At 72.5% G+C, this 17,927-nt stretch carries 15 protein-coding genes and 1 pseudogene; 7 read left to right on the plus strand and 9 right to left on the minus strand.

Features of this window, described 5'->3' with window-relative positions:
* Positions 1-166: 166 nt before the first annotated feature.
* A pseudogene (locus GA0070561_RS25705) lies at positions 167-1,384 on the minus strand (MFS transporter); the annotation flags it as partial.
* A 213-nt stretch (positions 1,385-1,597) separates the two neighbouring features.
* Here GA0070561_RS25705 and GA0070561_RS25710 point away from each other — a divergent pair.
* The 3 genes from GA0070561_RS25710 (at position 1,598) to GA0070561_RS25720 (ending at position 3,453) form a co-directional block, all read left to right on the plus strand.
* Entirely contained in the window at positions 1,598-2,578 is a 981-nt protein-coding gene (locus GA0070561_RS25710) for a helix-turn-helix domain-containing protein (RefSeq protein ID WP_091406146.1), read from the plus strand.
* Between the two features lie 74 nt (positions 2,579-2,652).
* Positions 2,653-2,892, plus strand: a complete 240-nt coding sequence (locus GA0070561_RS25715; RefSeq protein ID WP_091406147.1) for a DUF397 domain-containing protein — start codon at positions 2,653-2,655, stop codon at positions 2,890-2,892.
* A gap of 285 nt (positions 2,893-3,177) precedes the next feature.
* Positions 3,178-3,453 carry a hypothetical protein gene (locus tag GA0070561_RS25720; protein ID WP_091406149.1) on the plus strand — a complete coding sequence of 92 codons (276 nt, stop codon included), beginning with the start codon at positions 3,178-3,180 and terminating at the stop codon, positions 3,451-3,453.
* 127 nt (positions 3,454-3,580) lie between these two features.
* On the opposite strand, the gene nudC is transcribed toward GA0070561_RS25720, so the two are convergent.
* The 4 genes from nudC to GA0070561_RS25740 all read right to left on the minus strand — a co-directional run bounded on the left by nudC (position 3,581) and on the right by GA0070561_RS25740 (position 8,452).
* Positions 3,581-4,540 carry an NAD(+) diphosphatase gene (gene nudC, locus GA0070561_RS25725; protein WP_091406152.1) on the minus strand — a complete coding sequence of 320 codons (960 nt, stop codon included), beginning with the start codon at positions 4,538-4,540 and terminating at the stop codon, positions 3,581-3,583.
* Between the two features lie 76 nt (positions 4,541-4,616).
* A complete protein-coding gene (locus GA0070561_RS25730) occupies positions 4,617-5,960 on the minus strand; it encodes a M16 family metallopeptidase (protein ID WP_091406154.1) in 1,344 nt (447 codons plus the stop codon).
* Between the two features lie 55 nt (positions 5,961-6,015).
* Complete coding sequence (locus tag GA0070561_RS25735) at positions 6,016-7,326, minus strand: M16 family metallopeptidase (protein ID WP_091406156.1); 1,311 nt, start codon at positions 7,324-7,326, stop codon at positions 6,016-6,018.
* A gap of 10 nt (positions 7,327-7,336) precedes the next feature.
* A complete protein-coding gene (locus tag GA0070561_RS25740) occupies positions 7,337-8,452 on the minus strand; it encodes an LLM class flavin-dependent oxidoreductase (RefSeq protein WP_091406158.1) in 1,116 nt (371 codons plus the stop codon).
* 173 nt (positions 8,453-8,625) lie between these two features.
* Between GA0070561_RS25740 and GA0070561_RS25745 the strand changes: the two genes are divergently transcribed.
* From GA0070561_RS25745 to GA0070561_RS25760, 4 genes are read left to right on the plus strand one after another with little or no spacing between them, the layout of a single operon-like run.
* Positions 8,626-9,690: an ABC transporter substrate-binding protein gene (locus tag GA0070561_RS25745; protein ID WP_091406160.1), complete on the plus strand. Its 1,065-nt coding sequence runs from the start codon at positions 8,626-8,628 to the stop codon at positions 9,688-9,690.
* Complete coding sequence (locus tag GA0070561_RS25750; protein ID WP_091406162.1) at positions 9,687-10,466, plus strand: ABC transporter ATP-binding protein; 780 nt, start codon at positions 9,687-9,689, stop codon at positions 10,464-10,466. The genes GA0070561_RS25745 and GA0070561_RS25750 overlap by 4 nt, the downstream gene beginning before the upstream one ends.
* A complete protein-coding gene (locus tag GA0070561_RS25755; RefSeq protein WP_091406165.1) occupies positions 10,456-11,340 on the plus strand; it encodes an ABC transporter permease in 885 nt (294 codons plus the stop codon). Before GA0070561_RS25750 ends, GA0070561_RS25755 begins: the two co-directional genes overlap by 11 nt.
* 1 nt (position 11,341) lies before the next feature.
* On the plus strand, positions 11,342-11,800 hold the full coding sequence (locus GA0070561_RS25760) for an RrF2 family transcriptional regulator (protein ID WP_091406168.1): 459 nt from the start codon (positions 11,342-11,344) through the stop codon (positions 11,798-11,800).
* Between the two features lie 214 nt (positions 11,801-12,014).
* Here the strand turns inward: GA0070561_RS25760 and GA0070561_RS25765 are convergent, their stop codons facing one another.
* The 4 genes from GA0070561_RS25765 to GA0070561_RS25780 form a co-directional block, all read right to left on the minus strand.
* On the minus strand, positions 12,015-12,215 hold the full coding sequence (locus GA0070561_RS25765) for a hypothetical protein (RefSeq protein ID WP_091406170.1): 201 nt from the start codon (positions 12,213-12,215) through the stop codon (positions 12,015-12,017).
* Between the two features lie 245 nt (positions 12,216-12,460).
* Complete coding sequence (locus GA0070561_RS25770) at positions 12,461-13,774, minus strand: DEAD/DEAH box helicase (RefSeq protein WP_091406172.1); 1,314 nt, start codon at positions 13,772-13,774, stop codon at positions 12,461-12,463.
* Positions 13,775-14,001: 227 nt separating this feature from the next.
* Positions 14,002-14,205, minus strand: a complete 204-nt coding sequence (gene cspE, locus GA0070561_RS25775) for a transcription antiterminator/RNA stability regulator CspE (RefSeq protein WP_007464836.1) — start codon at positions 14,203-14,205, stop codon at positions 14,002-14,004.
* A gap of 226 nt (positions 14,206-14,431) precedes the next feature.
* Positions 14,432-17,866, minus strand: a complete 3,435-nt coding sequence (locus GA0070561_RS25780) for an ATP-dependent helicase (protein ID WP_091406173.1) — start codon at positions 17,864-17,866, stop codon at positions 14,432-14,434.
* Between the last annotated feature and the right edge of the window lie 61 nt (positions 17,867-17,927).

Consider the following 17,927-nt stretch of genomic DNA (forward strand, 5'->3'; position numbering starts at 1 on the left):
ACGAGCGGCCGCCCCACCCGGGGCGGCCGCTCGTCGTGTTCGGGAACGGGTGGCCACGGTCGGTGGGTGCCGAAGGCCCCTGTCGGTCGGCGTCCTCGGCCGGTCGGCGAGGTGTCGGAAGCCCCTGTCGGTCGGCGTCCTCGGCCGGTCGGCGAGGCGCCGGGAGCGTCGGGCGGGTGGGCGGCGTCGGCGGGCGGGCCCCGGCCGGCGCGCTCAGGTGCCGGCCCCGCCACAGGTAGCTGCCGGCGGCCAGGGTGGCCACCCCGACCAGCGCGAACAGCAGCCGGTAGTCCAGGAACCCGACCAGCAGGGCACCCGCCCCGATGGAGACCGCCTGCGGTCCGCTGACCACCGCCTGGGTGGCCGCGGCGACCCGGCCGACCAGCGAAGGCGGCGTGCGGCGCTGGATCAGCGTGTGCAGACCCACCATCGTCAGCGGGAGCGAGACTCCGGCCAGCAGCACCGCCGCGAACCCGAGCCGCAGATCGGGGAACGCGAGCGCGAGCGCGGCCGGAGAGAAGAAGGCGACCCCGGCGGCCAGGGTGCCGACCTCTCCGAGCCGGCGGACCAGCGTCGGTGAGCAGAGTCCACCGAGCAACCCACCGACGCCCTGCACGGTGACCAGCACCCCCACGAACGCGGCATCCCGGTTCAGCCCCTGGTCGACGTAGGCGAAGATGAGCGACTCGCTGAAGCCCATCACCAGCGACCCGAGCCCGTAGCCGAGCAGGGCCCGTCGCAGGGCCGGCTCGCCGGCCAGGTGCCGCAGACCGGCACCCAGTTCGGCCGGCCACCGCAGCCGTACGGCCGGTGGCAGCTGTTGCGGGGTGGGCAGCGCGGTGACCACCGCCGCCGCGGTCAGAAATCCGACCATGCCGATTCCGGCCAGCGCCCACCCGCCGAGCGCCGCGTAGAGCGCCGCGCCCACCAGCGGGCCGACCAGTCGGATCCCCTGGCGTACGGTCTGCAGCACGCCGTTCGCGTCGGCCAGCAGCTCGACCGGCACCATCTCGCGGATGAGCCCACTGAGCGCCGCGCCGAGCGTGATGGACGAGAGTCCGTACAGGGCGGCCACCAGATAGACGACCCAGACGTCGCCCGCGTCGCGGACCGTGAACAACGGGGCGAGCAGGGCCGCGGTCAGCACGTTCGCGGCCACGAAGAACGGTCGGCGCGGGTAGCGGTCGACGACCCAGCCGACCAGCGGCGCCAGCGTCATCGGCGCGATGACCGCGAAGATCGTGGCACCGGCCAACCCGTTCGAGCCAGTCAGATCCTTGACCCAGATCGCGAGTGCGAGCAGCAGGATCGACTCGGCGGTCATGCTGGCCAGCAGGCCGCCGAAGAGCAGGCGGAAGTCGGGTCGGCGCAGGATCGTGCGCATGGGTCCCTCCGGCGGGATGGCTGCCCAGGTGGGCGAGGTCGACGGGCCGCGACCGCGGGTCCGTCGTCATCCGGCATTCCCGTGGTGCGATTTTCGCAAGACACGCCCTCGCCGGAACCTCCGACACCGGTCGCGCCGTCCATACTGACCGTGGGGGGCGAATTTCATACAGTTACCGTCGCGTCTGCGGCGGTCGACGGGAAAGAGGACACTGTGCCTCCTGCCGCACCCAGCCCGATCCTGCGTCGTCGCCGGTTGGGCATCGAGCTGCGCCGCCTACGTGAGGCCGCGGGCCTCACCGGCGATCAGGTCATCGAGCGTATCGGTTGGGCCTCCGCGTCCAAACTGTCCCGCTTGGAGAACGGCCGCAGCCGACCGGACCCGCAGGACGTCGGCGACCTGCTCGACCTCTACGGCGCCGACCAGGCGCTGCACGACGAGCTGCTGGGCATCACCAACGAGGCCGGCGACATGCGCGGCTGGTTGAAGAACTTCCCGGTGATGACGCAGCAACAGCGCGGCTGGGCCGAGTTGGAGGCGGGCTGCGCGGAGATCTCCGAGTACAACCCGGTGCTGGTGCCGGGCCTGTTGCAGACCCCCGGGTACGCCCAGCTCCGGATCGTGTCGGCCCGGCAGGTGAACGCGGGCGCGGGCGAGCCGGAGCCCGGCGACGAGCCGGATACCGAGGTGCAGGCGCGGCTGGCCCGCCAGTCGCTGCTGACCCGCGAGCCGCACGCTCCCCGCTACACCGCCGTGTTGGAGGAGGCGGCTCTCGGCCGCCGGGCCGGGCCGCCGGAGGTGCTGCACGAACAGCTGCTCCAGCTCTGCGAGTTGGCGCTGCTGCCCAACGTGGCCCTGCACGTGCTGCCCCGGGACACCCAGATCGGCAATTGGTACCTTCCGCCGACCGCCTTCTCGGTCTATCGGTTCGCCGATCCCCTCGATCCGGAGACATTGGCCATCGAAGGTGGCTTCACCGACGTCATGTCGACCGAGTCAATCACGCTAAATCGCTATAAAGTGGTGTTCGAGTGGCTATGCACGGCGGCACTTGACGCCTCGGACACCCTCTCCTGGCTTATCGAGGCGACGGGACGGCTGACCGAGGCGGCGCCCCCATCCACAGTGGCGTTCGGGCCGGCAACGGCGCCGACCCAACGCCGCCGGGAATCAGGGCGACTGACGGACCGGTGATCCACGGGGGACCCTCCGTCGGGACGTGCGGCACCACTCGTCCCATCGGATCGCTGCACATCAGGAGCAGAACCATGAACGAAATCCGCAACACGCCGTCTGTCTCCGCCCACTCGTTGGCGGACGCCCCGTGGCGTACCAGCACACGCAGCCAGACCTCCAACTGCGTGGAGGTCGCCCCACTGGCCACCGGACCGTCGGCGGTCGCCCTGCGCGACAGCAAGGACCGGGGCGGCCCGGTGCTGCTGTTCAACCGCACGGGATGGCTCGGTTTCATCACCGGGGCGAAGAAGGGCCAGTTCGATCTGAACTGATTCGGTGACCGGTACGGGGGCCGTCGGCGCACTGCCGGCGGCCCCGTCGCGTCGTACCCGCCGCCGCAGTCGCTCGGCGACCCGGCGGCTCGGTCGCTCGACGACCCGCCGACTCCGTCGCTTTGCGACCCGGCGACCCCGCTGAGCAGCCATCCGCCGATCGGACGAGGCTCGAAACCGATAGGCGCGTTTCAGTTGCTGGGACGAACACGGGGCGTAACATGGCCCTCGGATACGTGGAACTTCCACACTGGCTCATCCGTCGCGGTTCATCCGGAGACCCTCATGCGGTTCCTGATCGTTCGCACCGACATCCGCGCCGTCGCTGACGGGGACATCGCCGCCGCCTGGGCGGACGGCCACCGACTTCGCGACGAGACGACCACGCCCGAGCCGCGCCGGCAGATCGTGCACGCCGAGGACCGGGACGCCGCGCTGCTGCTGGCCCGCGCCCTGGCCACCGTCGGCGCGGTCCGCGCCGGCAAGCAACGGGTCAAGGTCCTCCCGCTGATCGAGTCGCGGCCCGCCTTCCGACACAGACCGGGCCGCACCGGCACCTGATTCCACAGGTCGTCCGTCGTGGTCGGACCGGCTCCCCCGCCGCGTTACTCGCACCCGCCGACCACGACGGCCCGTGTTCCCGGCCCGTGACCGCCGCGGCAACGGCGGCCACGGGTCGGGACCGTGCTCAGCGGTCGGCGTCCACCCAGCCGTCCAGCCAGCGGTGAATGAGGAACAGCGCGATCGACGACGGCGGCGGCAGGATCAGCCGGGCACCGTCGCCCACGTCCACCGTCTGCCCGGCCAACGCCGCCCCGATCTCATGCCGGGAGAACCACCGGGCGTACGCGATCTCGGACGGGTCGACCCGCACCGGCTCGGCCGGGTTCGCGGTGGCCAGGAAGCCCAGCATCAGCGAGCCGGGGAACGGCCAGGCCTGGCTGCCCACGTACCCGATGCGCTCGACCCCGATGCCCACCTCCTCGCGGACCTCGCGCAGCACGGCCGCCTCCGCCGACTCCCCCGGTTCCACATAGCCGGCCAGGCAGGAGTAGCGGCGACCACCCGGGGTGCCCTGCCAGCCGGCGTTGTTGCCGAGTAGGCAGCGACCGTCCGGGCCGTCCACGCCGTCGTGCACGAGCACGATCATCGCCGGGTCGGTACGGGGCCAGATCCGCCCACCATTGCGGTCCACCCGCGACCAACCCGCCTCGTCCATCGCGGTCGGCGCGCCGGTGCTCGTCGAATAACCGTGTCGGGTGTGCCAGTTGACCAGCGCCAACGCTGTGGTGAAGATGCCGGCCTCCCGGTCGGCGAGCAGATGACCCACCTCCCGGAGGTGGACCGCCCGGGTCCCCGGGATCGCCGGAAGAGGCGCGTCGACCGCGAAGACCGGCACCCCGTCCGGCTCGACACCCAGGAACATCGCCATCGACTCTGACCCGGCGGGTACGTCAGCCGCCCCGAACAGCACCAACGTCGGAGGCGACGTCTCGGTGCGGGCCAGCGTCCGACCCTCGTCGGTCGAGTCGAGCAACAGCACCCGGGCGCGCAACCACGCCTCGGTCAACCACTGCGAGTCACCCCGCCGGTGCGCGGCCCGATCCAGCGTGGACCGCGCCAACGGCGGCGCCGCCTCCCCGCTCACGCCGGCGCTCCGCTTCGCTGCACGCCGCCATGAGACGGCCCGCTGCTGAACCCCATGGCTCGCTCGCTCCGCTCGCTCACGCCTCTTGCTCGGTCTGAACCGTGGTCAGCGCGGCCAGCCCGGGGGTGACCCGCTCCGCGTCGCCGAGCACCACGATCGCCGCCCGAGCCGGGGCCAGGTAGCGGGCCGCCGCCTGCGCGACGTCGTCGATGCTCGCCTTCGCCAACCTCGCCGCGTACTCGGCGAGGAAGTCCAGGCGCAGACCGTTGCCGGCGTACGCGCTGGTCAACGCGGCCAACCCGGCCTGGGTGGACATGCCGAGCTGGAGGGTGCCCAAGGCGTACTGCCGGGCCTGCTCCAACTCCTCGGGCTTCGGTGGGAGCGACGCCAACCGACCCAGCTCGTACGTCGTCTCCAGCAGCGCCGGGCCGGTGACCTCGGTGGCCACGTCGGCGGCGGCGACCAGCACCGACCCCGCGACGGAGTGCTCGATCACCGAATGCGGGCCGTACGTGTAGCCCTTGTCCTCGCGGATGTTCTCCACCCAGCGGGAGGAGAAGTAGCCGCCGAAGATCAGGTTGGCCAGTTGCAGCGGGGCGTGGTCCGGGTCGGTGCGCGACACCGCGGGCAACGCGATCCGCAGCGAGGACTGCACCGAGCCCGGCCGGTCGACCAGCAGCAGGGGCCCCGGCTCCAGCGGCGGGGTCGCCGGCAGTTCGGCCACACGCCCGGCACCCGACCAGCCGCCGAGCGCCCGCTCGGCCGCGTCCAGTGCCTTCTCCGGCTGCACGTCACCGACCAGCACCAACTGCGCACCGGTCGGGTGGACCCGCTCCGCGTGCAGGGTGCGCAGCGCCGCCGGTCGGACGGCACGGATCTGACCGGGCTCCGGCGTCTGCGTCGCGTACGGGTGCCGGCCGTAGATCCGCTTGAGCAGCGCCTCCCGGGCCAGGTGCGAAGGCTGGCTCTGCGCCACCTGGATCCGGTCGACCAGCCGGTCCCGTTCGGTGGCCACCTCGTCACTGGGGTAGCTGGCGCCGGTCAGCACCTCGGCCAGCAACTCCAGCATCCGGTCCAGACCGGTGACCAGGCCGGCGCCGGAGAGCATCAGCCGGTCCGGGTCGACGCCCGCGGAAAGCCCGCCGCCCACCTTCTGCAACTCGGCGGCGATCTGCACGCTGGTCATCGACTCGGTGCCGGAAAGCATGGTCTGCGAGAGCATCGCGCCGCGGGCCAGGTGGACCCGGCCGAACGGCACCCAGAGTCGCAGTTCGACAAGGGGTACGGCGGGCCGGCGTACGGCGATCACGGTGAGCCCGTTGCGCAGTGTGCGCTCGGCCTGCTTGGGCACCTTGAGCTTGCGGGTCGGCCCGAGCGGCGGCAGCGTACGCGGACCGGCAGGAGAAGTAGCGATACTCACTGTGTCACCTTCGTTCGCGACTGTGGGGCTCGCAAAACCGGCTCACTCCTCGCGCTCACCGAACGCCTCCGGCAATGACCTCGATGGCCGCCCGGCGCTCCGGGCGCAGGGTGGCCGCGGCGGCCCGGACCTGCTCCTCGGTGACCTCGCCGACCAGCCGGGGCAGTTCGTTGAGCAGACCTGGTTCGCCGCGTTGCTGCTCCAGCACTGCCATCCGCAGCGCCCGACCGAGCACCGCGTCGGTGTCGCGCAGCAGGTGGGTCGCCATCCGGGCCTGGGTGCGGGCCAGCTCACCGTCGGTCAGCCCGTCGGTGGCCAGCCGGTCCAGTTCCTCGTCGATGGTGCGCAGCACCTTGTCCACATCGCCACCGGGCGGCAGGTGCGCCTGCAACAGCAGCGCGGTGGGGTCGCGGACGTCGAACGGGTCGCCCATGAAACCGAGGTATCCGCCGAGGCTGGTCACCGTGCGGTCCCGCTGCACCAGCCGTTCGACCAGCCGCGACGCGTCGCCGTCGGTGAGCACCTCGGCCAGCACCACGTACGGCAGGTAGCCGGCGAAGTCGGTGACCGGGTCGGGCACGCGCCAGGCGCCGGCCACCGCCGGCAGCGGCGCCAGGGCATCGGTGTACGAGGTGCGCCGCTCGGCGCTCAGGTCGGGCTCGGTGAAGTCGGGCCGTTGCGGTGCCGGCCGGGCCGGCACGTCGCCGAAGTGCCGGGTGACCAGTTCGGTCGCCTCGGCCACGTCGATGTCGCCGCTGACGGCCAGCACGGCGTTGCCGCTGGCGTAGTAGCGGCGGAAGAAGTCCGCGGCATCGGCGACGGTCGCCGACTCCAGGTCGTCGAAGGAGCCGTAGCCGTCGTGGGCGTTCGGGAAGGTGTCGAACATGACCGGCGGCAGAGTGAGCCAGGGGAAGCCACCGTACGGCCGGTTGAGGACGTTGACCCGGATCTCCTCCTTGACCACGTCGACCTGATTGCGCAGGTTCTCCTCGGTCAGCCGGGGGCCCCGCATCCGGTCCGCCTCCAGGAACAGCGCGCGCTCCAGCGCGTTGCTCGGCAGCGTCTCGAAGTAGTCGGTGTAGTCCAGGTGGGTGGAGCCGTTGAAGGTGCCTCCCGCGCCCTGCACGTGCCGGAAGTGGGCCAGCTTCTCCAGGTTCTCCGAGCCCTGGAACATCAGGTGCTCGAAGAGGTGGGCGAAGCCGGTACGCCCCTCCGGCTCCGAGCGGATGCCGACGTCGTAGACCACCGCCACCCCGATCACCGGGGCACTGCGATCGGGGGTGAGCACCACCCGCAGGCCGTTGTCGAGGGTGAACCGCTCGACCGGATACTTCGTCGCTGGAATTCTGGATCTCCGCGCCGCCACGGAGTCGACCCTAGCGCGTCGACACCTCCGCCACCCGCGACCTTCCCGGAGCCGCCGCGACCGGGGCCGTCACCAGGGGCAGCACCTCGACGCCGACCCGCTCGGCCTCCTCACGGTGCGGCCAGCCGGAGAGGATGAACTCGTCCACGCCGAGCGCGGCGTACTCGTCGATGCGGGCCGCGACCTCGGCGTAGCTTCCGACCAGCGCGGTGCCGGCGCCCTCGCGGACCAGGCCGACGCCGGCCCAGAGGTTCGGCGCGACGGTGAGCCCGTCGGTCCGGCCGGCGTTCAGCGCGGCCATCCGGGTCTGACCCACCGAGTCCATCCGGCGGAACCGGGCCTGGGCGGCGGCGATCCGCTCCGGGCTCATCCCGGCCAGCAGTCGGTCCGCCTCGGCCCACGCCTCCGCGCTGGTCGGCCGGGCGATGACGTGCAGCCGGAGGCCCGTGCGCAGGGTGCGGCCCTGCTCGGCGGCGAGCGCCCGGACCCGGGTGACCCGGGCCGCGATCGACGTCGGTGGTTCACCCCACATCAGGTACACGTCGGCCTGTCGGGCGGCCACCGTCTCGGCAGCCGGGGACGCGCCGCCGAAGTAGACCGGCGGCGGTGTGGCGAGTGGGGTGGCCAGGCCGCCGCCGTCGACCCGGTAGTGCTTTCCGGCGTAGTCGAACGGCCCGCCGGCCCAGGCGCGGCGAAGCACCTCGACGAACTCGCCGGTGCGCGCGTAGCGGTCGTCGTGCCCGAGGAAGTCGCCGTACGCCCGCTGCTCGGCCGGGTCGCCCCCGGTCACGATGTTGAGCGACAGCCGGCCACCCGAGACGGCCTGGAACGCCTCGGCCTGCTGGGCGATCAGGGTGGGCAGCGCGAAACCGGCCCGGACCGCGACCAGCATGCCGAGCCGATCGGTGTGCTGGGCGACCGCCGCGCAGACGATCCACGGGTCGGGGCAGCCGGCGCCCACCGGGGTGAGAACGGCGGTGAACCCGTTCGTCTCGGCGGCCCGGCCAACCTCGGCCAGGTAGGCCACCGTCGCGGCCCGGTCGTGCCTCGCGGCGCCCGCGGCGACGGTGGCGGCACCGACCTGGTCGCCGTCGCCGGAGGTGGGCAGGAACCAGTGGAAGGTCATCGCGAAGTCGCCTCTCTGCCGGTGACCGAATACCGGTTACCCTAGCAAGCTGGTAGGAAATACCGACATAACTGAGACGCGCCATCCCGCCATGTGGATGGGCCTTGACGCTGACCGCGCCCTGGCCCACCCTTCCTACCAACTAAGTAGGAATACTGCGGATTGGATGGACGATGAGACGGCTCCCCCTGCGCCGGTTGGTCACCCTGGCCACCCTCGCCGCCCTCGGCGCGGCGACCCTGGGCAGCACCGCCGCGTGCGGCGACGACAGCGAGGGCGCGGGCGGCAACTCCGGCCCGGTGACGCTGCGCCTCGGCTACTTCCCCAACATCACCCACGCGCCGGCGGTCGTCGGCGTGGAGAAGGGCATCTTCGCGGAAAAGCTCGGCACCAACGTCAAGCTGGACCCGAAGACCTTCAATGCCGGCCCGGCCGCCATCGAGGCGGTCTTCTCCGGTGCGCTGGACGCCACCTACATCGGTCCGAACCCGACAGTGAACGCCTTCTCGAAGTCCAAGGGGGAGGCCGTCCGGGTCATCTCCGGAGCGGCGTCCGGCGGCGTGGCGCTGGTCGTCAAGCCCGGCATCGCCGGCGCGCAGGATCTGAAGGGCAAGAAGATCGCCACTCCGCAGTTGGGCAACACCCAGGACGTGGCGATCCGGTACTGGCTCAAGCAACAGGGCCTCACCACCACCAAGGAGGGTGGCGGTGACGTCAAGATCGTGCCGCAGGAGAACGCCCAGACGGTCGAGACGTTCAACAGCGGCGCGATCGACGGCGCCTGGGTGCCCGAGCCGTTCGTCTCCCGCCTGGTCAACGCCGGCGGCAAGGTGCTGGTCGACGAGCGCGACCTGTGGCCGGACAAGAAGTTCGTCATCACCAACCTGCTGGTGAGCACGAAGTTCCTCAAGGCACACCCGGACGTGGTGCAGAAGCTGGTGGACGGCCAGGTGGCCGCCAACGAGTTCGTCAACAGCAAGCCCGACGAGGCGCAGCAGGCCATCTCCGACGCGATCGGCAAGATCACCGGAAAGCCGCTGGACCTGAAGCTGATCAAGCAGGCGTGGCCGACGTTGGAGTTCACGAACGACCCGATCTCGTCCTCCCTCAAGGCCGGGCTCGACCACGCCGTCGACGTCGGGCTGACCGAGCCGGTGGACCTCAAGGGCCTGTACGACCTGAAGTACCTCAACAACGCGCTCAAGGCGCAGGGCAAGCCCGAGGTCGTCCAGCCATGACGTCGACCACGACGACGCCGCAGAGCGCGACCACCGCGGTCGCGCTCTCCGGCGTGACCAAGGTGTACGGGCGCGGGGCGAACGCAGTCCTGGCCCTGGACGGTGTCTCGCTGGACGTCGCACCCGGCGAGTTCGTCTGCCTGGTCGGCGCGTCCGGCTGCGGCAAGAGCACCCTGCTCAACCTGGTCGCCGGGCTGGACCGGGTCAGCGGTGGGCAGATCACCCTGGCCGGCGACGCCAACCCGGGCCTGATGTTCCAGGAGCCGGCGCTCTTCCCGTGGCTGACCGTCGACGCCAATGTGGAGGTGCCCCTCAAGCTGCGCCGACTGCCCCGGGCCCAGCGCCGCGAGCGGGTCGCCGAGCTGCTGCGCACTGTGCACCTGGCGGACTTCGGCCGTAAGCGCCCGCACGAGCTCTCCGGCGGAATGCGGCAACGGGTCGCGCTGGCCCGCACGCTGGCCCTGGACACCCCGGTGCTGCTGATGGACGAGCCGTTCGGCGCGCTGGACGCGATGACCCGGGACATCCTGCACGACGAGCTGGAACGGATCTGGTCCGAGCGCAAACTCTCGGTGCTCTTCGTGACGCACAACGTCCGCGAGGCGGCCCGGCTGGCCGACCGGATCATCCTGCTCTCCAGCCGACCCGGCCGGATCATCTACTCCACCGAGGTGGACATCCCGCGCCCCCGCCGGATCGACTCCCCCGAGGTCGCCGCCATCGCCGCCGAGGTCACCGAGCGGCTCCGTACGGAGGTGGGCCGCCATGGCCAGTGACACCCTCACCAGTTCGGCGCGTACCGACGCGGAGATCACCGGCCTCGACGCGCTGGAGATCGCCGGCCGGGACAAGGAGGTCTCCCGCGGCGCCCGGATCTGGGCGGCCACCTGGCCCAAGCTCGCCGCGCTGGCCATCGCCATCGCCGCCTGGCAGATCGTGGTCTGGACGGGCTGGAAGCCGCCGTACTCACTGCCGCCACCGCTGGAGGTCGGCCGCGAGCTGGTGGCCCAGGCCCAGGGCCCGCAGCTCTGGGACGGCCTGCTCACCACGCTGCAACGGGCCGCCCTCGGGTACGTCTTCTCGGTCGCCGTCGGCCTGCTGCTCGGCCTCGCCGTGGCCCGGTCCACGGTGCTGCGCGCCGCCATCGGCTCGATGATCACCGCATTGCAGACCATGCCGTCGATCGCCTGGTTCCCGCTGGCCATCCTGCTCTTCGAGCTGAGCGAGAAGGCGATCTTCTTCGTGGTGGTGCTCGGCGCGGCGCCGTCCATCGCGAACGGGGTGATCTCCGGGGTGGACTACGTGCCTCCGCTGCTGGTGCGCGCCGGCCGCAACCTGGGCGCCCGAGGGCTCAACCTCTACCGGTACGTCATCGCGCCGGCCGCCCTGCCGGCGATCGTCGCCGGCCTCAAGCAGGGCTGGGCCTTCTCCTGGCGCAGCCTGATGGCCGGTGAGCTGCTCGTGAGCGGTATCTCGCAGACCTCGCTCGGCGCCCAGCTCACCTACTCCCGCGAGTTGTCCGACGCGCCCTGGCTGCTCTCCACGATGATCGTCATCCTGGTCGTCGGCCTCGTCGTGGACGCCGCGTTCGGCGCGGCGGACAAGGCGATCCGGCGCCGCTGGGGCGTACTGGACCAGGCTGGTCAGTGACGTGTTCGTCTCCGCGCGCAGCGACTACGCGCTCCGGGCGATGCTCGCCGTCGCCGCCGCCGGTGGTGGCGGCGACGGCGACCGGGTCGGCGAGTTGGTGAAGGCGGCCAGCCTGGCCGAGGTGCAGGACATCCCGCTCAGCTTCCTGCAGGGCATCCTGCTCGACCTGCGCCGGGCCGGTCTGCTGCACAGCCATCGCGGCGCCGACGGCGGGTACGCGCTGACCCGCCCACCCGACGAGATCACCGTCGGAGACGTGCTGCGTGCGGTCGGCGGCTCGCTCACCACGGTGCGCGGTCTGCCGGCCGAGCGGGCCGGCTATCACGGAGTGGCCGCCGGGCTCACCGACGTCTGGCTGGCGGTGCACGGGGCGATCGCCACGGTGGTCGACAGCACCACCCTGGCCGACCTGCTCACCCACGCCCCGAGTGCGGTCAGCACCGACGCACCGCTCGCATGATCGCGCTCGATCATTGATGTAGTGGCCTCGCCCGCGTGGCGAGGGGCCTACTTCCTGGATCGAGCGCGATCTTGGGCTGGTGCGTCGTGCTCGAGCACACCGAGGAGGGCCCGATGGCGATGTGGTCGGGCCGGTGCCCCGCCGACCCGACCACACCTCGTACCGATCCTGACCGGGCCTGCCCCTCCGTCGGCACCGGTAGGCCGGTCGCTGCTCAGCCCACGTGTGCGGTCGCCGGGCCGAGGCCCGGGTCGCCAGGACTGTGCAGCTCCACCAGACCGGCGGGAGCGTTACCCGCCGGGGTGGCATGCCAGGGCGCGAAGGCCGCAACCATGGCGAGCAACAACCCGGCGAGCGCGACCGCGACCACCAGGATCAGTTCACGCAGTGCGCCCGAGCCGGCTTCGCCCGCCATGGTCACCCCTCCCGTGCCGGGCCCCCCGCCCGACTTCCCCCGTCGGTCAGCCTCGACCACGAACGGCCGGGGCGCAGTCGGCCAGCCGACCCAGCAGAGGCTGATTACCGACTCAGCAGAGTGGGCCACCCGGCGCGGCCGGCTGACCGGTCGGACCGCACGGACAGCCGACCGGCCCGCAACACCGCGCAGACAAAACCGACCCGCCCCGCCGAAGCGGGACGGGTCGGTCGACGCGCAGAAGATCAGACGGTACGCGGGCGACGCGGGCGACGGGACCGGCCCGACGCGCGGTGCGCCGGACGGGCGCCACCATCGGCGGCCGAGCCGCCGGAGGTACGGGCCCGAGAGGCCGGCGCCGGCGGAGCGACGATGGTCACCGGCACACCGGACGGCTCGCGGGCACCGGTCACCCGGGCCAGCGCCCCGTCACCCAGGCGCACCTGGACCGACTCGGGCCGGATACCGGCGGTGGCCATCAGCCGGGACACGTCCCGGCGCTGCTCCGGCAGGACCAGGGTGACCACGGAACCGGACTCGCCGGCCCGGGCGGTACGGCCGCCCCGGTGCAGGTAGTCCTTCGCCTCGGTCGGCGGGTCCACGTTGACCACCATGTCCAGGCCGTCCACGTGGATGCCACGGGCCGCCACGTCGGTGGCGACCAGGGCGGTCACCTGACCGTTGCGGAACTGCTCCAGGATCCGGGTGCGCTGCGGCTGGGACTTGCCACCGTGCAGCGCGGCCGCGCGTACGCCCTTGGAGAGCAGCTGGCGGGCCAGCCGGTCGGCGCGGTGCTTGGTGCCCATGAACAGGATGGTGCGGCCCTCACGGGCGGCGATCCGGGTCAGCGCGTCGGGCTTGTCCAGCGCGTCGACGTGCAGCACGTGGTGGGTCATCGCGGTGACGGTGGCCGTGCCCGGGTCCACCGAGTGGGTCACCGGGTTGCTCAGGAAGCGGCGGACCAGCCGGTCCACACCGCCGTCCAGGGTGGCGGAGAACAGCATCCGCTGCCCCTGCGGCGCGACCTGCTCCAGCAGCTTGGTGACCTGCGGCAGGAAGCCCATGTCGGCCATCTGGTCGGCCTCGTCCAGCACGGTGATTTCGACCTGGTCGAGTCGGGCGTCGCCACGGTTGATCAGATCGTGCAGCCGGCCGGGGGTCGCGACGACCACCTCGGCGCCAGCGCGCAGGGCGTCCGCCTGCCGCTGCAACGACAGGCCGCCGACGACCGTGGTGCAGCGCAGCCCGACAGCGCGGGCGTACGGGGCCAGCGCGGTGGTGACCTGCTGGGCCAGCTCACGGGTCGGCACGAGCACCAGGGCCAGCGGGCGACCCGGCCGGGCCTTACGGCCGGCGGTGCGCGACAGCAGCGGAAGCCCGAAGGCGAGGGTCTTGCCGGAGCCGGTACGACCCCGGCCCAGCACGTCCCGGCCGGCGAGCGAGTCGGGCAGCGTCGCCGTCTGGATCGGGAATGGCTCGGTGATGCCCTGCGCGGTCAGCGCGGTGAGCAGCGCCGGCGCCAGACCGGTATGAGCGAAAGAAGGAATAACTGTGGTCATGCGGAAACGAGCCTTCCTCGACGCGGAACGTGTCGAGGGAGGGCGCCGAAGTCGGCGCTGTCAACCGGCGGCGCAAGGCAGCCAGGACTCACAAGCACGAACCGATTGGAGTACGGGCCGGCCCGCCGCCGGGCCGCCGCCTGCGTGAGCAGGCGGCGGCGAGGCGGGCCGGTCCCGTCACCGTCACACCCGGAGGGCGCGACAGGTAATGCTGACCGATCCGAAGATCAGAGCGGGCGGATGTTCTCCGCCTGCGGGCCCTTCTGGCCCTGGGTCACCTCGAACTCGACCCGCTGGTTCTCGTCCAGGCTCCGGTAGCCGGAGGACTGGATCGCCGAGAAGTGGGCGAAGACGTCAGCGCCGCCGCCGTCCGGGGTGATGAAGCCGAAGCCCTTGTCAGCGTTGAACCACTTCACGGTGCCAATAGCCATGTGTTTCGTCTCCTTGACGGAACGTCGGACACGCACTTGTTGCCTGCCCGAAGAGGAGCGCTCCGCGCGGGGATGCGCGAATCGCCTGTCGCTTCTGGTCGCCCCGCCCGGAGAACTCCGGACACAACAAAGAGCGCCTGGGGCCACAATCCCGCCAGGCGCACACAGAGTCTCTGGTAACCAAAACTGCAACCCGGTCAACCTACCACGGTTTTCCCCGCCATGGTCAATGTTGGGCAGAATCCTCGGGCAACTGGGCGATCATGGCCGTGAGGCCGGTCACATCCAACAGGTCGGCGGGCCGGACGGTCACCCCGTGCCGAACGTAGTGGAACGCCGCGCCCACCCGGTCGACCGGCACGCCGGCCAACTCCGCCCAGGCCAGCCGGTACACCGCCAGCTGCACGGCGGCCACGTCGGCCGCCGGCCCGGTGGGCTGCGCGCCGGTCTTCCAGTCGACCACGTCGAACCGACCACCCGGCCGGGCGAAGACCGCGTCCATCCGGCCCCGCACCACCACGCCGGCGATCACCGTGGCGAACGGCACCTCCACCTCCACCGGTGACCGGTCGGCCCACTCGCTGGCCAGGAACCGCTCCTGGAGCTCGACCAGCGCCTCGTCGGGTGCGGCATCGGCGTCGGCCGCGCCGGGCAGTTCGTCCAGGTCCAACAGTCGGTCGGCGCCGAAGCGCTGCTCCAACCAGGCGTGGAAGGCGGTGCCTCGACGGGCGTAGGGGTTGGGTTCGGCCGGCACCGGGCGACGCAGCGTACGGGCCAGCGCCGCCGGATCACGCCGCAGCGCGACCAACTGGGTGACGCTCAGCGCCCCGGGCAGCGCCACCTCGACCGCACCGGAGAGCCGGGTCAGCTCGGCGCGCTCCGCCAACAGCAGGTCCGCCTCGCGCTGCCACCGCGCCACCTCCGGATCAACCTCCGGCTCGGCCGGCTCGACCGGCTCGGCCGTCGATCCGGTCGGCGTGACCGGCCCGGCGAGCACCGGCCCGACCGGCCCGGAAAGCGCCGCCGCCGGACCGTCGGCCATCAGGCGACGCACCAGCCCGGCCGCCTCGGCCAACGCCGGCCGGCGACCGCCCAGCGGGTCCGCCGGCCACTCCGCGCGCAGCACCACCTCGGCCGTGGGGTTCGTCGCGTCGGGAGTCGGCTCCGGCGCCCACGCGTCGATCAGGTGCCCCGGACCGCCGTCGAGGCAGGCGTCGTACACCTCACGCAGGAAGACCGACGGACCTCGCGGTCGCTTCGTGCCCTCCCCCCACCAGTAACCGGAGCAGAGCAGCAGCCGGCGCGGCCGGGTGACCGCCACGTACGTCAGCCGGCGTTCCTCCCGCTCGTCGTGGGCCCGCCACGCGTCGGTGAAGTCGGTCACCGCCCGCGCCACGGCCCGCTGGTCCCCCGCCTCGTCGAGCGCCAACTCGGGCAGCCCGTCGGCGTCGCCGCGCAGTGGGAACGGCAGCACGCCCAGCCCACCCAGCCAGTGGTCGGAGTTGCGGACCGGCCCCGGCCACAGCCCACGACTGAGCCCGGCCACCGCCACCACGTCCCACTCCAGGCCCTTGGCGGCGTGCGCGGTGACCACCTGCACCGCGCCCTCCACCACCTCGACCTCGCCCGGCGCCAGACCGCGCTCCTCGTCCTCGGCGGCGGCCAGGTAGGACAGGAACCCGGACAGGGTCGCCCCGGGCGTCTCCCCGCTGAACCGGGCCGCCACGTCGCCGAGCGCGTCCAGATGCCCCCGGGCCAGGCCCGCGTCGCCGGCGCCGTCCCGGCCGGCCCGCACCGCGACCTCCACGTCCAGGCCGATGGTCCGCTCGATGTCCGCGATCAGGTCCGGCAGCGCCTGATCCAGCCGGTAGCGCAGCAGCGCCAGCTCCCGGCCGTACGCGCGCAGCCGCGCGAACCCCTCCGCCGAGTACGCCTGCGCCGGCCCGAGGTCGGCCAACGCCTCCACCAGCGTCGCCTCGTCCAACAGGTCTGGGCTGATCTCCGAGGCCTCGTCGGCGGCCACCTGTCGCCGGGCGTTCGCGATGGCCCGGGCCCGCCGGTGCAACGCCACCAGGTCACGTGGCCCGATCCGCCAACGGGCGCCGGTGAGCAACCGCAGCAGCGCGGCGCCATCGGTCGGGTCAGCCAGGACCCGCAGCGTGCAGACCACGTCGCGTACCTCGGGGGTGTCCAGCAGGCCGCCCAGCCCTACCACCTCGACCGGTAGGCCCCGCTCACGCAGCGCCGACTCGATCGCCGGGATCTGGCTGCGCACCCGGACCAGCACGGCGGTCGTCGGACGGCGGTCCACCGGGATGTGTTCCGGGGCCGCGCCCGGCATCCCGGCCGCCCCACGCCAGGCGGCGAGCACGCTGTCGGCGATCCAGTCGGCCTCGTCGGCGTACGTGGGCAGCATGGCGCAGTGCACAGTGCCGCCGGCCGCGCCGCCCGGGCTGCGGTGCGGGATCGGGTCCCGGACGGTCAGCGCGGAGCGCAGCTCCGGCACCCGGGCACCCGCCGCCCGCAGCGGGGTGGAGAGCGCGTTCGCCACCCGGAGGATCTCCGGGCGGTTGCGCCAACTCGTGGTGAGCCCCAGCGCCGGGGCCGGCTCACCGTTGGCGCGGGCGAACTCGGTGGGGAACCGGTCCAGGGTGCCCGCGCTGGCCCCCCGCCAGCCGTAGATCGACTGGCACGGGTCGCCCACCGCGGTCACCGGGTGCCCGCCACCGAACAGCGCGTTGAGCAACACCACCTGGGCGTGGCTGGTGTCCTGGTACTCGTCGAGCAGCACCACCCGGAAGCGGTCCCGCTCGATCACGCCGACCCCCGGGTGGTCCCGGGCCACCCGGGCCGCCCGGGCGAGCTGGTCGGCGAAGTCCATCGCCTCGAAGTCCTCCTTGCGCCGGGCGTACGCCCGCACCAGCGGCAACAGGCGCAACCGGGTCTGCTGGAGGGTGAGCGCCTTGCGCACGTCCGCGTACACCCGACCCGGCCGGGACTGCACCTCGGCGAAGAACCGGCCGGTCCAGGCCGCCAGGTCGTCCGGCGCGACCAGATGCTCGTCCAGCTCCCCGGCCAGCGCCAGCACCGCGTCGGTGATGGTGCTCGGCATCCGGTCCACCTCGGACATGTCGCCGTCGTAGTTGCGCACCAGCAGGTCGACCAACTGCCAGCGGGACGCCTCGGTGAGCAGCCGGGTGGACGGCTCGTAACCGGCCCGCAGCCCGTGCTCGGTGACGATCCGTCCCGCGTACGAGTGGTAGGTGGAGACGGTGGGCTCACCCGCGAGCGGATCGCCCAGCGGGTCCCGTCCCTGCCGGCCGAGTCGGCGGATCAGCTGGTCGAGCCGGGTCCGTACCCGATGGGCCAGCTCGCCGGCCGCCTTGCGGGTGAAGGTCAGCCCGAGGATCTGCTCCGGCCGCACGTACGAGTTGGCCACCAGCCAGACCACCCGGGCGGCCATCGTCTCGGTCTTGCCCGACCCGGCGCCCGCGACCACCAGCAGCGGCTCCACCGGGGCGGCGATGATCGCGGCCTGCTCCCGGGTGGGCGCCGGCAACCGCAGCAGCTTGGCCAGCTCCACCGGTGTGTACCGGGGGCCGGAGTCCGCGAGTCGGGGCGTCGGCGCGGGGCCCGCGCCGAACAGGGTGGGCTGACTCACCGTGCCGTCTCGGTTCCCAACACCGGCGCACTCCTCGCCCTCACGGGTGCCGTCCCAGGTC

This window comes from Micromonospora saelicesensis, assembly GCF_900091575.1.
GTDB lineage: Bacteria > Actinomycetota > Actinomycetes > Mycobacteriales > Micromonosporaceae > Micromonospora > Micromonospora saelicesensis.